The following is a 14,150-nucleotide window of genomic DNA, read 5'->3' on the forward strand; positions in this document are numbered from 1 at the left end:
GGCCGCCGCCCTCGGTCAGGGCGTCAGGCCCTCGGGTTCCGGCAGGCCGTTCACCCGTGCCGTGGCGGTCAGGGTATTGGCCAGCAGGCAGGCGATGGTCATGGGACCGACGCCGCCGGGAACCGGGGTGATGGCACCTGCGACCTGGCGGACGGACTCGAAGTCCACGTCGCCGACCAGCCCGTCCTCGGTGCGGTTGATGCCCACGTCGATCACGGTCGCGCCCGGCTTGATCCAGTCGCCCTGCACGAAGCGCGCCCGGCCCACGGCGGCCACGACGATGTCGGCGCGGCGGCAAAGGTCGGGCAGGTCCTCGGTGCGTGAATGGGCCACGGTCACGGTCGCGCTGTCGGCCAGCAGAAGCTGCGCCATGGGCTTGCCGACGATGTTCGACCGCCCGATCACCAGCGCATCCTTGCCCGCGAGCGAGCCCAGCCGGTCCCGCAGCAGCATCAGGCAGCCCAGCGGCGTGCAGGGCACCATGGCCTTCTGCCCCGTGGCGAGCCGCCCGGCGTTCAGCACCGTGAAGCCGTCCACGTCCTTTTCCGGCGCGATGGCATTGATGACCGCCGCCTCGTCCATATGCTTCGGCAGAGGAAGCTGCACGAGGATGCCGTTCACCTTCGCATCGCCGTTCAGTCGCGCGACCAGCGCCAGCAGGTCGTCCTGCGACGTTTCGGGGGGCAGGCGGTGCTCGAAGCTTTCCATGCCGACCTCGACGGTGGCCTTGCCCTTGCTGCGGACATAGACCGACGAGGCCGGGTCCTCGCCCACCAGCACCACGGCCAGGCCCGGCGTGACGCTGTGATCGGCCTTCATGGCGGCGACCGCCGTGGCGATGCGGCCGCGCAGGGCGGCGGCGAAGGCCTTGCCGTCGATCAGGTCAGCGCTCATCGGCTTCCCCCAGCTGTCGGGCTTCCTGAGCAATGAAATGCTCCATCATCAGGCGCCACAGGGCCTCGGCCAGGTCGGGATCGTAGCCCGTCGCCTCGGCGTTCCGGCGGGCCTTGGCGGCGACCTCCTCGACGCGTTCGTCGATGCGGGCAGGCAGGCCAGCCCCGGCCTTGATCTGGGCCGCGCGGTCGATCATGCGCGAGCGCCGGGCGAGAAGGCGCGCAAGTTCCAGGTCAAGCGCGTCGATGGCGGACCGCAGGGCGGTCATGTCGCTCAGATGCATCAGGTCATCGGTCATGCGCCGCCTCATGCCCTCTGCGCGGGGGCGGTGCAAGGCCGGCAAGCGCGGCCCTTGCATCATGACGGAAATGCGTCACCTTCCTGACGATCAACCTCAGCCGGATGACAGAACCATGACGCTGACAGTGCTGACCGGGGCCGCGGGGGCGGGAAAGACCTCCGAGGTCATCCGCATCATCAACGACCTGCGCGAGCGCAAGCAGAGATCCTTCCTGATCGCCACGCTGGACGGCGGCACGGTGCGGCCCGCGCTTGAGAAATTCGACATGATCAATGCCCGCAGTGGGCGCAAGGTGCGCGTGGACTTCAAGGGCCATGCCCCCGAGATCCGGGCCTTCATCGGTGCCCGGACGACCGCCCCCTCGACCTTCGTCTTCGACGAGGCGCAACGCTTCGGCCAGGATTTCGCCGAGGACTGGATTTCCCTGTCCGAAGCCGGGCACCGGGTCATCGTCTCGACACCCTCCAGCCAGCAGCTCGAGCGCCTGCGCGCGGCCGGGGCCACCGTCACCCGGATCCGCAAGATCTGCGACCTGATGGCGGACGGCGAGGCCACCACCACGATCCGGCTGCCGGGAGGGGACGGGACCATCTCCGTCTGCCCGCGCTGCGCGGGGCAACTGCAGGCGCAGGCCCGCACCCACCTGCGCGAGCGCCTGATCGCCAGCGCCCCCGGAGCCGGCTCGGTCCAGATCTACCAGCCGATCGACAGCGACTTCCCCGAATTCGCCGGCCTTGAGCCGATCCGCGCCGACAGCGCCACCCGCGCCGGCATCATGGCCGAGTTCGTCGGCAAGCACGTCGACCTGACGGACGCGGGGCAGAAAAGCTACATCGACGTCGGCTGCAACAGCGGCTTCTTCTGCAAGCGCATGTCGGACCTCGGCCTGCGGGCCATGGGCATCGACGTCGCGCCGAACGACATCGAGATGGGCCGGGTGGCCGACAGCTACATCTACAACCGGCACCTGGACCTGCAGGTGCAGAACGCGCTGACCTGGGTGCCCGAGGTGATGGCGGAGCACGACGTCGCCTCGACCTTCAGCGTCTACCAGTGGCTCTTCGACAAGCATGACGCCGAGGCGGTCCACCGCTCGCTGCGGGCGCTGATGGCCAAGACGCGCAAGCTGTTCTTCTTCGAGATGGGCTATACCGAGGAAGCGCATTACCGCGACCGCCTGGGGCTTCGCATCGACCGCGAATGGTGCCTGGCGCAGATGCGCGAACACGGCGGCTTTGCCGATATCGTGACTTATGGCGCTGGCTGGAACGGGCTGAAGCGCGACTTCTTCGTCGGCATCAAGCCCTGAAACGAAGAACCCCGGCCGAAGGGCCGGGGTCGGGTGCGTGACGGGCTCAGGCCGTGGGCACGGGCGCCGGGCCACTGCTGGCCGGGGGAATGCGCGGCACGGCCGGCACCGCCGGGATGGCCGAGCTGGGCGTGTCGTCATCGCCACCCAGCTGCTCGCCGCGGATGACCTTGCCGATTTCCTCGCCGGTCAGGGTCTCGTACTCCAGCAGGCCCTTGGCGAGGCGCTCGAACTCCTGCTCCTTTTCCAGCAGGATGCGGCGGGCGGCCTGGTAGCCTTCCTCGATCAGGTCGCGGACTTCCTGCTCGATCAGTTCCTTGGTCTTGGTGGACACCGAGAAGCCGCCGGTGTTGCCCTGATAGCCCTCATGCGCCTCGGCATAGTCCACGGCGCCGACCTTGTCGGACATGCCCCAGCGCATCACCATCGCGCGGGCCAAGGCCGAGGCCTGCTGGATGTCGCCGGCCGGGCCGTTGGACACGCCTTCCTCGCCATACTTGATGATCTCGGCGGCCTTGCCGGCCATGGTCATGGCGATCTTCTGCTTGGCCTCGTCCTTGTGGTAGTTCAGCCGGTCCATCTCGGGCAGGCTGACCACCATGCCCAGGGCGCCGCCGCGCGGGATGATGGTGGCCTTGTATACGGGATCGCACTTTGGCAGCGACAGCCCGACGACGGCGTGACCGGCCTCGTGATAGGCGGTCTTTTCCTTCTGCTCGGGCGTCAGGACCATGCTGCGGCGTTCCACGCCCAGCATCACCTTGTCCTTGGCGTTCTCGAAATCCTCCATCGTGACGAAGCGGCGGCCGATGCGCGCGGCCATCAGCGCGGCCTCGTTCACGAGGTTCATCAGGTCAGCGCCCGAGAAGCCGGGGGTGCCGCGCGCGATGATTCGCAGGTCCACGTCGGGGCCTTGCGGCACCTTGCGGGCATGAACGTTCAGGATCTTCTCGCGGCCCTTGATGTCGGGGTTCGGCACGTGGATCTGGCGATCGAAGCGGCCGGGGCGCAGCAGGGCCGGGTCCAGCACGTCCTTGCGGTTCGTGGCGGCGATGATGATGATCCCCTCGTTCGCCTCGAAGCCGTCCATTTCCACCAGAAGCTGGTTCAGCGTCTGCTCGCGCTCGTCGTTGCCGCCGCCGATGCCAACGCCCCGGGCGCGGCCCACCGCGTCGATCTCGTCGATGAAGACAATGCAGGGGGCGGATTTCTTGGCCTGCTCGAACATGTCGCGCACGCGGGACGCACCCACGCCCACGAACATCTCGACAAAGTCCGAGCCCGAGATGGTGAAGAAGGGCACGCCCGCCTCGCCCGCGATGGCACGCGCGAGCAGGGTCTTACCGGTGCCCGGCGGGCCGACCAGCAGCGCGCCTTTCGGGATCTTGCCGCCGAGGCGCGAGAACTTCTGCGGGTTGCGCAGGAACTCGACAATCTCCTCAAGCTCCTCCTTGGCCTCGTCGATGCCCGCCACGTCGTCAAAGGTGACGCGGCCGTGCTTTTCGGTCAGCAGCTTGGCCTTGGACTTGCCGAAGCCCATGGCCCCGCCTTTGCCCCCGCCCTGCATCCGGTTCATCATGAAGATCCACACGCCGATCAGCAGGATGAAGGGCAGCCAGACGCCCAGCAGGGACATGAAGCCCGACTGCTGCTGGCGCTCGACCTTCACCTCGACGCCGTTGTCGATCAGCCGGTCGGCCAGGTCCTCGCCCACGGGGCGGACGGTCGAATAGCGGCGGCCGTCGGTGCCGGTCACGATAACGGTCTCGCCATCGATGGTGGCCGCCGTGACCTGGTCGTTCTCGACCCTCTGAATGAAGTCGGAATAAGCGATCTGGGTGCTGTTCATCTGCGCGCTGTTGCCGCCGAAGGCGTTGAACAGGGCCAGGATCATCAGGAACAGGACCACCCAGAAGGCGATGTTGCGCGCGTTGCCCAAGGGCGTTGTCCTCCGAGGGATGGAAGTCTTTCCCCGTGAAAATAGGGGCTGGAGTCCCCTGTATCAATGCGCTCGCAAGATTGCGAGGAAGTCGTCAAGTCCGCGCAGCGGCAGGGCGCCGACAGGCGAGGGATCGAGCAGCGGCAGGATGACCCTTTCGCCAAGGATCACGGCGGGCGAGGATGCCAGCGCCATGCGCGGCAGACCTGCCGCGCGCCAGTCGCGCCCCGCCAGCGCGGCCTCTCGGGCGGCGGTCACCACGGCATCGTCGGGCAGTCCCGCCAGGCGCCAGCGCCGGTCCCAGAGGACTTCGGGTGCATTTCCCCTGACCCGAATATCCTGAGGCCCCGGCCCGGTGCCACTTCGGGCGGCGGCGGCTGGTTCGCGGATGAACTCGACCATCTCGCCGCGGGTCCGGGCGATCACACCATCCAACGTGCCCTGCCCGCCTGCCGCCAGCAGCGCGATCAACCGCGCGACATCCGCGCCGCGCGGCGGATAGTCGGCGCCCGTGACCCAGCGCAGCGCCGCCACGACCAGACGCCGCCTGATCTCGGGGCTTGCTTCCATGACATGCCGGGGCAGGCGCAGCATCCCGCGATCCGCCTGCGCGCCCCTAGCGGCAGCCACGGCGGCTTCGGAGAGGGCCGCGCGGGCCTCGGCCAGGTTCTCGGCCGAGCGGGCCAGACCCTCGACCGGCAGGTTCAGGGCGGCGATTGCCTGACGGATGCGGACACGCTCGTAAGCCCGGTCCTCGTTCGAAGGGTCGTCCACCCATGCGATGCCGCGCCCTGTCAGCCAGTCCTGCAGGGCCTTCCGACGCAGCCCCAGCATCGGCCGCAGCCAGAGCATCCCGTACTGCTGACGCGAAGGAGCCATCCCCGACAACCCGTCCAGCCCCGCGCCGCGCCCCAGCCGCATCAGCAGGGTTTCGGCCTGATCGTCCTGCGTGTGCCCCAGCGCCACCGCCGGAAGGCCCTGCACCTTGGCCCAGCCGGCCAGCAGGTGCATCCGCGCCCGGCGGGCGGCATCCATGACATTGCCCGTGACACCCTCGTGCTGCCAAGTCAGGACGGCATGGGGCAGACCCAGCCCCTCGGCCATGCGCCCGACCCACGCCGCCTCGGCGGCGGCTTCGGGCCGCAGGCGATGGTCCACGGTGGCGGCCTCGATCCGCACCCCATGGGCACGTGCCCATTCATGGGCCAAGTGCAGCAGCGCGACCGAGTCGCTGCCGCCCGAGACGGCGATGCCCAGCGCGGGCAGTCCGCCCGCGAGCCGGTCAAGCTCAGTGGAAACGACGGACTGCGGCTCAGCCGCCATTCGCCCCCTGCGCCGCCTCGCAGCCTGCCGAAACCATGCGCCGCCCGGCTTCCTCGGCTTGGGGTGTGCCGGGGAAGCGCGCGGTCAGCTCGGCAAGATAGACGCAGCCCTCCGAGGGCGGGCGCCCCGCTGCCGAGACCCGCGACAGGCCCAGCAGCGTGTCGGGCGCCCGGGGGCCGGTCGGCTCGGCGGCAAAGGCCTGCAGCCAGGCGGCGGCGGCGCCCTTGGGATCGTTCGCGCTGTCCAAGGCCGCGCCCTTGAGGAACAGCGCCTCGGCCGCGGCGGGGCTGCCGGCATGGGTTTCGGCGAAGCGGCCGAAGAGCTCGGCCGCGCGGGTGAAGTCGCCCGCCTGCATCGCCTCGCGCGCCTGACCCAGGTCGGCTTCCTCCTGAACGGTCAGCGGCGCGTCGGGAGCCACCGGCGCCGGACCGCCCAGCGAGGGCTGCAGCATCCCCCCGCCCGCATCCGCCTCGCCCAGAGTGGGCGTGGTCAGCGCGCCCAGGTCGCAGCCTTCCTCCATCTCGCACAGGCGGAACTCGATGTCGCCGATGCGGTTGGTGCCGTCGCGCACGACGCCGTCGATGCGGTGCTTCAGCCGCTCGGTCTCGCCGGTCAGGCGGGTGATCTCGCGCTCCATCGCGTTCATGCGGTCAATGGCGCTGTCGCCGCCTGCCGCGCGGAAGCCCTCGGCACCCGAGGCGTTCAGCTCGGCACGCAGCGCGCGCAGTTCGGTCCCCACGGCGCGCAGGTCGGCGCGCAGGTCGGCCAGGGTCCGGCCCGAGGCCGCGGCAGCCGACGGGGGCACGGCCTCCTGCGCCAGCGCGGGCGCCGCCAGCGCAAGAGCCGCGCCAAGGACCAATGCGCGCAGCATCAGACGCCCGCCCCCGGCGCGACCACCGTCACCGCGCGGCGGTTCTGCGCCTGGCAGGCCGGGTCCGAGCAGACCTCGATCGGCCGTTCCTTGCCGAAGGAGCTGGTGCGGATGCGCCCTGCCTCGACCCCTTGCGAGATCAGGTATTCCTGAACTGCGCTGGCCCGGCGCGCACCCAGGGCAAGGTTGTATTCCCGCGTTCCCTGTTCGTCCGAATGGCCCTCGACGACCGAGGAGAAGCTGCCGTTCCGCTTGAGCCACTCGGCCTGGCGCACCAACGTCGCCCGGGCGGTGCCGTCCAGCGCCGCGTCGTTTTCGGGGAACAGCACGGTGTCGCCGGCGGTGCGGCGGAAATCCTCGGCCGTGACACCGGGCAGGCTGCCGCCGGGCAGCGTGCCGGTATAGCGGCTGCCCGCATAGGGGTCCGTGACCACCGCCGGCGGCGGGGCCTGGGTGCAGGCGCCAAGTCCGGCAAGGACAAGGGCGGCAACGGCGATGCGAAGGCCGGTCATCGGGGGCAAGCTCCTCATGGCAAAAGCGGTCCCCAGTCGGGGTCGGAGGCGGCACCCTCGATCGAGAGGGGACGCATGTTCCGGCCGGTCACGTCCACCGAATGCAGGCGCGGGGTGCCGTCGCCGCCCGGCGTCTGGCGCGTGAACATGACGACGCGGCCATTGGGGGCCCAGGTCGGACCCTCGTCAAGGAAGGATTCCGTCAGCAGCTTTTCCTCGGTCCCGTCGGGCCGCATCACGCCGATGTGGAACTTGTCGCCGTTGCGCTTGGTGAAGGCGATCAGGTCGCCCGTGGGCGACCAGGCGGGGGTGCCGTAGCTGCCCTCGCCGAAGCTGATCCGGGCGGGCTCGGCCGAGCCGTCGGCGGGCATGACATAGATCTGCTGCGTGCCCGACTGGTCGCTTTCGAAGACGATCTGCCGTCCATCGGGCGAATAGCTGGGCGAGGTCTCGATGGCCGCCGTTTCCGTCAGCGGGCGTTCCGCGCCGGTCGCCACGTCCATCTGCCAGATGTCCGTGTTGCCGCCTTTTTCGCGCGAATAGACGATCCAGCGGCTGTCGGGCGAAAAGCGGGGGGCAAAGCTCATGGTGCCCGCCTCCTGCTTCAGCGGCCGGGACTGGACGGTCGCCACGTCCATCAGCATGACCTGCGGCATCCCGTTGCCGAAGCTGGTGTAAAGCAGCTGGCTTCCGTCCGGCGAGAAGCGGGGCGAGACAACCAGCGCGCTGTCGTCCGTCACCCACAGGGGGTTCGCGCCGTCGTAGTCCATGATGCCGATGCGCTTGAGACGCGCGTCCTTGGGCCCGGTTTCCGATACAAAGGTCACGCGACTGTCGAAATAGGGACCCTCGCCCGTGATGCGCGCATAGACCTGGTCGGCCAGCTTGTGGGCCACGCGGCGCCACCCGGCCTCGGGGGCGTCGAACTGCATCCCGTCGCCCAGCGGCTGGCCGGAGAAGACGTCGAACAGCCGGAACCGGGCCGTCACCTGCCCGTCGCGAACCGCGACCGAACCCAGGATCAGCGCCTCGGCATTGATCGCGCGCCAGTCGGGGTAGGCCACCGGATCGTCGAAGCCCGAAGGACGCGCCACATGGGCCGAGGCCGGGATCTCGCGGAACAGGTCCGTGCCGGTCAGGTCGGCGGTCACGACCTGCTGGATGCGGGCGGCCATCTCGGCCGCGCCCCCTTCGTCGAAGAAGGGGGCGATGGCGATGGGCATCGCCTCGACCTGACCGCCCGTGATCTCGATCCGCAGCGGGCCCTCGTCCTCGGCGGCAGGCAGGGCCAGGGGCGCGGCCGCATCCTGCGCGGCGACGGGTCCGGCCAGGACCACGGCGGCGGCAAGGGCAAGCGAAAGGCGGGCGAGAGAGACGGAAAACGGCATGGTGCGTGAAGCCTAACCTGTTTGGGATGCGATGGAAATGCGGGCCATCTTCACCGGATCGAGGGGCCGCCCTGGGGGCGGAAGTCGATGATCGTGTCACGCCAGCGGCCGTATTTCTCGGCCGGCAGGTTGAAGCCGCCGCCCTGCAGGGCGCAGCGCAGGATCGCGCGGCGTGCGGCCTCGAAGGCCTGCGCGGCGGCCGCGTCCGAGCCACCGTCGAAGCCGATCATCCGCACGCTGTCGGTCTCGGGCATCCCGTCGGCGGACATCGAGAACTGCACCGAAACCGCCGTCCGCTGCGCCTCGCGCGACAGCGAGCCGATGTTCCAGCAGGCCTCGATCTGCAACCTGAGCCCGTCCTTTTCCCCCTGCGACAGGGGCGGGCCCAGAGCGGCGCGGCCGCCGCCGCCTTCCTCGACGGCACCGGGCAGATCCAGCGCCTCGTTCAGCGCGGCCATCAACGGGTCGGCGTCCTCGGGGGCCTGCCGCGCGGCCTCGGCCTCCTCGCGGGCTTGCGCCTCGGCACGGGCGCGGGCGGCCTCCTCCTCGGCGCGGGCGAGCGCCTCGGCGGCCTCGGCGGCAGCGGCTTCCTCCTCGGCGCGGCGGCGCGCCTCCTCGGCCTCGCGCTCTTCGGCAAGGCGGCGGGCCTCGGCGCGTTGGGCTTCCTCGGCCAGCCGCTGCTGCTCGGCCCGGCGGGCGGCGGCCTCGGCACGTTCACGGGCCTCGGCCTCGCGCCGCTCCTGCTCCTGCCGCTCGGCTTCCAAGGCGGCCTGCCGCTCCGCCTCAAGCGCGGCCTGCGCCTCGGCTTCCGCACGAGCAGCCTCTGCGGCAGCGGCTTCGGCTGCGGCGCGCTCGGCCTGCTGCCGCGCGGCGGCCTCGGCGGCGATGCGGGCCTGCTCGGCCGCAAGGCGCTCGGCTTCCAGCGCTTCCTGCGCCTGCCGCTGGGCCTCGGCCTCAGCCTCGGCCTGCCGGGCTGCTTCCTGCCGTGCGGCTTCCTGCCGGGCCGCTTCAGCGGCCTGCGCCTGGGCGCGTGCCTCGGCCTCCGCCGCTTCGGCGGCCGCGATCCGCTCGGCGCGGCGTTGGCGGGCGGCAGGAACGTCGAAGGGCGCGGCCGAGGTCATCAGCACCGGCGGGGGCGGAAGCGCGGCAGGCGCCGCCGCCTCGGCCGTGGGCGAGGAAAGGGGCGGGACCGCCGCGACCCTCGGCAACTCGGGCGGCAGGTCCACCGCTGCCGGGGGCGGTGCCTCGTCTTGCGCCTGCGGGGGCTGCTGCGGCATGGGCGCGACGGTGGCGACAGCCACGGGGGTCTGCGGCACCTGCAGGTCGGACAGGTTCGGCGCGGCCTCGCCTGCGAACTCGGGCGCGGGCAGCGCCTGAGGGTCGGCGTTCGGCGCAGGCGGGGCCATGGCCACCGGGCCGCCGGCGATCACCTCGGCCGAGGGCGGGCGCGGCTGGGCGGGCGTGACCGCCACCTCGGCGCCGATGGGCCCCGAGCCGCGCGCGGCGGCGGCCATCGACTCGAACTCGGTCGCCGACATGGTTTCCACGGGCGACATCCGCAGCGCGGGAGCCTGCGGCGGGCGGAACAAGGCGCCGCCGACCGCCACCCAGCCGATCAGGGCCGCGTGCGCCACGCCCGAAACCCAGGCGCCGATCCGGCGCTCGCGCGCCTCGGTGGGGGGAAACGGGTCAGCCATCCATCCGCGGGCCGCCCGAATCGGTGACCAGCACGATGTCGCGGAAACCGGCCGCGTTCAGCGCGCCCATGACCTCCATCACCCGGGCATAGGCCACGGCCCCGTCGGCGCGCAGGTAGATGCGGCTCGACTGCCGTTCGGCGGCGACCGCCCGCAGGCGGGACACGAGCTCGCCCGCGGGCACCTCGGTCGTCATCAGGACCAGCGGCCCTTCGGCAGGCAGCGAGATGGTCAGCGGCTCTTCGGGCTCGGCCGTGACGGCCTCGGCCGCCGTGCGGGGCAGTTCCAGCGGCACGCCCACGGTCAGAAGGGGGGCGGCCACCATGAAGATGATCAGCAGCACCAGCATCACGTCCACAAAGGGCGTGACGTTGATTTCCGCCATGGGCGCGTGACGCTGGCGCCCGTGGCGGCTGAGCTTGCGCCGCGCGACCCCGCCCGCCATCACGCGTCCTCGACCTGGCGCGACAGGATGGTGGCGAATTCATCGGCAAAGGCCTCGTGCCCGGCGCTGATGCGCTCGGCATCCGAGGCGAGCTTGTTGTAGAAGATCACGGCCGGGATCGCGGCCAGAAGGCCCAGCGCGGTCGCGACCAGCGCCTCGGCGATGCCGGGGGCCACGACGGCGAGGCTGGTGTCCTGGCTCAGCGCGATGCCCTCGAAGGCGGTCTTGATGCCCCATACGGTGCCGAAAAGCCCGATGAAGGGCGCGGTCGAGCCCACCGTCGCCAGAAAGGGCAGGCCGCGCGTCAGCCGGTCGCCCTCGCGCCCGATGGCCACGTTCATGGCGCGTTCCACCCGCTGCAGGACACCCGCGATCAGGCCCCCGTCATCGCGCTGCGAACGACGCCATTCGGTCATGCCGGCGGAAAAGATCCGCTCGGCCGGGCCGCCCGCGCGCCCGTTCATGCGGTCGAAAACGTCGTCCAGGGGCTCGCCCGACCAGAAGCGCCGCTCGAAGCCTGCGGCCTCGCGGCGGGCCGTGGCGTGGACCATCAGCTTCTGGATGATCAGCGTCCAGGACCAGACCGAGGCCAGGACCAGCAGCACCATCACGATCTTGACGGTGAGGCCCGCGCGCAGGAACAGCGCGATCAGCGAGAAATCGGCCGGCGCACCGATTGCGAGGTTTTCCATCGAGACTTGCCTGTTCTTGCGCAGTTCCGCGCGTTTGCCATCATCCTATCGAGGAAGGCCATTCAAAAGGTCAACACAGTTCCGTGCGGCGGCGGCTGTCAGCCGGCCAGCGCGGCCCGGACCGCCTCGGGCAGGCGATGCGGCCGCATGGTCCGCAGATCCACGCAGACCACGGTGACGCGGGCGCGAAACAGCGCCTTTCCGTCGCGTTCCACCACCTGCGAGACGGTCACGCGCGGCCCCGTGGCCTGTTCCAGCGTGGTCACGACCTCGAGCTGGTCGTCGAAGCGGGCCGGGCTGAGGTAGTCGGCCTCGACCCGGCGGACGACAAAGGCCAGATGCGAGTCCTCCAGCAGGCGCTGCTGGTCCACGCCCGCCGCGCGCAGCCATTCGCTGCGGCCACGCTCGATGAATTTGAGGTAGTTGGCGTAATAGACGATCTGCCCGAGGTCGGTGTCCTCGTAATAGACGCGGATCGGGAAACGGTGAGTCATGCGCGGGGGCCCTTGCCGGTTTGGGGCAAGGGTCAAGCACGTCCGGCGGCGGAAGGGAACCTCGGGCAGGAAGATGGGGGCTCTGCCCCCGCCGTCCTGCGGACGGCTCCCCCGGGATATTTTCACAAAGAAGAAGGCGTCTGGAGCCGTGCGGCCAGGCGCAGGGCGTGGCTGGGGTCGCAGGCGCAGGCGGGCAGCAGGGGGTCATAGGCCGCGCGGATGAGACCGGCGAGCGGCTGCGAGGGCGTCACCGGATGCGCCCAGGTCAGAAGCGCGTTGACCGCGACGGACTCGGCCAGCTGCGCGGGGTGGCACTGGCCCAAGGGCCCGCCGAGGCGCAGGAACGCAAACGCGGCGCGGATGCTGCCGTCGGGGTCGAAGCGGAACAGGCGATACTGGTCGGCCCCTTGCCCTGCCAGCCTCTCGGGCAGCCCCTGCATCCCCGTCAGCCGGTCGAGGTCAGGCAGTTCCGCCAGCTCGTCCCAGTCGCGGACGGCGAAGACCATGAGGTTTGCGCCCATATCGGGGTCGGTCTCGGCCAGGGGGTGGCGGGCATGGGCGAAGACGGCTGCGATGGCAGCGCGGAAGACGGAAAGCGAGGCGTCGTCCAGCCCGAAGACGACCGGGGCGACCGGCCGACCCCAGCGGGCGCAGAGGAAGGCGCCGGCGGGCGCGGTGAACAGCGCGGCGATCCGGTCGGGGGTCAGCGTCGCACCGTCGTCAGCGGGCCGCATGGACGGCCCGCCGAGGGTTGCAGGGGCGGATATGCCGGTCAGCCGACAATCGTCGCCTCGGTGGCGGCGCGCAGCTCGTCCTCGGTCACGCCATCGGCGACCTCGACGATCTTCAGCCCGCCCGGCACAACGTCCAGGACGCCGAGATTGGTAATAATGCGGTCCACCACGCCCTTGCCGGTCAGCGGCAGGGTGCATTCGCGCAGCACCTTGGATTCGCCGGCCTTGTTGGTGTGGTCCATGACCACGACCACGCGCTTGACGCCGGCAACGAGGTCCATCGCCCCGCCCATGCCCTTGACCAGCTTGCCGGGGATCATCCAGTTCGCGAGGTCGCCGTTCTCGGCCACTTCCATCGCGCCGAGGATCGCCATGGCGATCTTGCCGCCGCGGATCATGCCGAAGCTGGTGGCGCTGTCGAAATAGGCGGAATGGGGCAGCTCGGTGATCGTCTGCTTGCCGGCGTTGATGAGGTCGGCGTCCTCCTCGCCCTCATAGGGGAAGGGCCCCATGCCCAGCATCCCGTTTTCCGACTGCAGCGTCACGTGGACGCCCTCGGGAATGTAGTTCGACACAAGCGTCGGGATGCCGATGCCGAGGTTGACATACATGCCGTCCTCGAGTTCGCGCGCGGCCCGCGCCGCCATCTGGTTGCGGTCCCAGGCCATCAGGCTTCCTCCCCTTGCGCGGCGGGCGCATTGTTCTGATCGGCGCGCTTGCGGACGGTGCGCTGCTCGATGCGCTTCTCGTGCTCGCCTTGGATGATGCGGTGGACGTAGATCCCCGGCAGGTGGATGTGGTCGGGGTCGATCGAGCCCGCGGGCACGATCTCCTCGACCTCGACCACGCAGACGCGGCCGCAGGTGGCGGCGGGCACGTTGAAGTTGCGCGCGGTCTTGCGGAAGACGAGGTTGCCCGTCTCGTCGGCCTTCCAGGCCTTGACGATGGCGAGGTCGGTGACGATCCCGCGCTCGAGGATGTAGTCCTCGCCGTCGAAATTCTTGACCTCTTTCCCTTCGGCGATGACAGTGCCGACGCCGGTCTTGGTGTAGAAGCCGGGGATGCCCGCGCCGCCCGCCCGCATCCGCTCGGCCAGCGTGCCCTGCGGGTTGAACTCGAGCTCAAGCTCTCCGCTCAGATACTGGCGCATGAACTCGGCGTTCTCGCCGACATAGGACGACTGCATCTTCCGGATCTGCTTGCTGTCCAGCAGGATGCCCAGACCGAAGCCGTCGACGCCGCAGTTGTTGGACGCAACCGTCAGGTCCTTGACGCCGGACTTGTGGATGGATGCGATCAGCAGTTCGGGAATGCCGCAAAGGCCGAAGCCCCCGGCCGCGATGGACATGCCGTCCTTCAGCAACCCTTCCAGCGCGGCATCCGCGTTGTCGTAAATCTTGCGCATGGTCCCCCCGTGCAAACCTTTCGGGGGGTTCTGCACGGGGGGGGCGCAGGTGTCAACGACGGGTCCCCGACCCAGCGGCACACAGTCGTGACGCAGCGGCATTTCCGTCCCGCCCTCGGGCGCCGCGAGGCGGGCAGGACGGCCAA

15 protein-coding genes are annotated in these 14,150 nt (G+C 70.3%); 1 reads left to right on the forward strand and 14 read right to left on the reverse strand.

Annotation, left to right across the window (positions count from 1 at the left end; all coding sequences use genetic code 11):
* Positions 1-15: 15 nt before the first annotated feature.
* Both folD and BLQ03_RS01415 read right to left on the reverse strand, forming a co-directional pair.
* Complete coding sequence (gene folD, locus BLQ03_RS01410) at positions 16-894, reverse strand: bifunctional methylenetetrahydrofolate dehydrogenase/methenyltetrahydrofolate cyclohydrolase FolD (RefSeq protein WP_090751890.1); 879 nt, start codon at positions 892-894, stop codon at positions 16-18.
* A complete protein-coding gene (locus BLQ03_RS01415) occupies positions 884-1,192 on the reverse strand; it encodes a chorismate mutase (RefSeq protein WP_245688629.1) in 309 nt (102 codons plus the stop codon). Before BLQ03_RS01415 ends, folD begins: the two co-directional genes overlap by 11 nt.
* Before the next feature lie 115 nt (positions 1,193-1,307).
* Between BLQ03_RS01415 and BLQ03_RS01420 the strand changes: the two genes are divergently transcribed.
* Positions 1,308-2,504 carry an ATP-binding protein gene (locus tag BLQ03_RS01420; RefSeq protein ID WP_090751892.1) on the forward strand — a complete coding sequence of 399 codons (1,197 nt, stop codon included), beginning with the start codon at positions 1,308-1,310 and terminating at the stop codon, positions 2,502-2,504.
* Between the two features lie 46 nt (positions 2,505-2,550).
* Here the strand turns inward: BLQ03_RS01420 and ftsH are convergent, their stop codons facing one another.
* The 12 genes from ftsH to BLQ03_RS01480 form a co-directional block, all read right to left on the reverse strand.
* A complete protein-coding gene (ftsH, locus tag BLQ03_RS01425; RefSeq protein ID WP_090751895.1) occupies positions 2,551-4,443 on the reverse strand; it encodes an ATP-dependent zinc metalloprotease FtsH in 1,893 nt (630 codons plus the stop codon).
* A gap of 63 nt (positions 4,444-4,506) precedes the next feature.
* The gene (tilS, locus tag BLQ03_RS01430; RefSeq protein WP_090751898.1) at positions 4,507-5,766 is read right to left on the reverse strand and encodes a tRNA lysidine(34) synthetase TilS; all 1,260 of its coding nucleotides are present in this window, start codon (positions 5,764-5,766) and stop codon (positions 4,507-4,509) included.
* Positions 5,756-6,637: a tetratricopeptide repeat protein gene (locus BLQ03_RS01435; RefSeq protein ID WP_090751900.1), complete on the reverse strand. Its 882-nt coding sequence runs from the start codon at positions 6,635-6,637 to the stop codon at positions 5,756-5,758. Before BLQ03_RS01435 ends, tilS begins: the two co-directional genes overlap by 11 nt.
* Positions 6,637-7,149: an OmpA family protein gene (locus BLQ03_RS01440; protein WP_090751903.1), complete on the reverse strand. Its 513-nt coding sequence runs from the start codon at positions 7,147-7,149 to the stop codon at positions 6,637-6,639. The genes BLQ03_RS01435 and BLQ03_RS01440 overlap by 1 nt, the downstream gene beginning before the upstream one ends.
* Positions 7,150-7,163: 14 nt before the next feature.
* On the reverse strand, positions 7,164-8,537 hold the full coding sequence (gene tolB, locus BLQ03_RS01445) for a Tol-Pal system beta propeller repeat protein TolB (RefSeq protein ID WP_090751906.1): 1,374 nt from the start codon (positions 8,535-8,537) through the stop codon (positions 7,164-7,166).
* 50 nt (positions 8,538-8,587) lie between these two features.
* Positions 8,588-10,234 carry a hypothetical protein gene (locus BLQ03_RS01450; RefSeq protein WP_090751909.1) on the reverse strand — a complete coding sequence of 549 codons (1,647 nt, stop codon included), beginning with the start codon at positions 10,232-10,234 and terminating at the stop codon, positions 8,588-8,590.
* Entirely contained in the window at positions 10,227-10,679 is a 453-nt protein-coding gene (locus BLQ03_RS01455; RefSeq protein WP_090751911.1) for an ExbD/TolR family protein, read from the reverse strand. Before BLQ03_RS01455 ends, BLQ03_RS01450 begins: the two co-directional genes overlap by 8 nt.
* On the reverse strand, positions 10,679-11,371 hold the full coding sequence (gene tolQ, locus BLQ03_RS01460) for a protein TolQ (RefSeq protein WP_090751914.1): 693 nt from the start codon (positions 11,369-11,371) through the stop codon (positions 10,679-10,681). Before tolQ ends, BLQ03_RS01455 begins: the two co-directional genes overlap by 1 nt.
* Before the next feature lie 98 nt (positions 11,372-11,469).
* A complete protein-coding gene (ybgC, locus tag BLQ03_RS01465; protein WP_090751916.1) occupies positions 11,470-11,865 on the reverse strand; it encodes a tol-pal system-associated acyl-CoA thioesterase in 396 nt (131 codons plus the stop codon).
* Between the two features lie 122 nt (positions 11,866-11,987).
* The gene (locus BLQ03_RS01470; RefSeq protein WP_090751918.1) at positions 11,988-12,599 is read right to left on the reverse strand and encodes a hypothetical protein; all 612 of its coding nucleotides are present in this window, start codon (positions 12,597-12,599) and stop codon (positions 11,988-11,990) included.
* A gap of 38 nt (positions 12,600-12,637) precedes the next feature.
* Positions 12,638-13,267 carry a 3-oxoacid CoA-transferase subunit B gene (locus tag BLQ03_RS01475; protein ID WP_090751920.1) on the reverse strand — a complete coding sequence of 210 codons (630 nt, stop codon included), beginning with the start codon at positions 13,265-13,267 and terminating at the stop codon, positions 12,638-12,640.
* Positions 13,267-14,004, reverse strand: coding sequence for a CoA transferase subunit A (locus BLQ03_RS01480; protein ID WP_090751923.1), 738 nt, complete (start codon positions 14,002-14,004; stop codon positions 13,267-13,269). The genes BLQ03_RS01475 and BLQ03_RS01480 overlap by 1 nt, the downstream gene beginning before the upstream one ends.
* Positions 14,005-14,150: the final 146 nt, after the last annotated feature.

Origin of the sequence: Paracoccus chinensis (genome assembly GCF_900102885.1) — a bacterium.
GTDB lineage: Bacteria > Pseudomonadota > Alphaproteobacteria > Rhodobacterales > Rhodobacteraceae > Paracoccus > Paracoccus chinensis.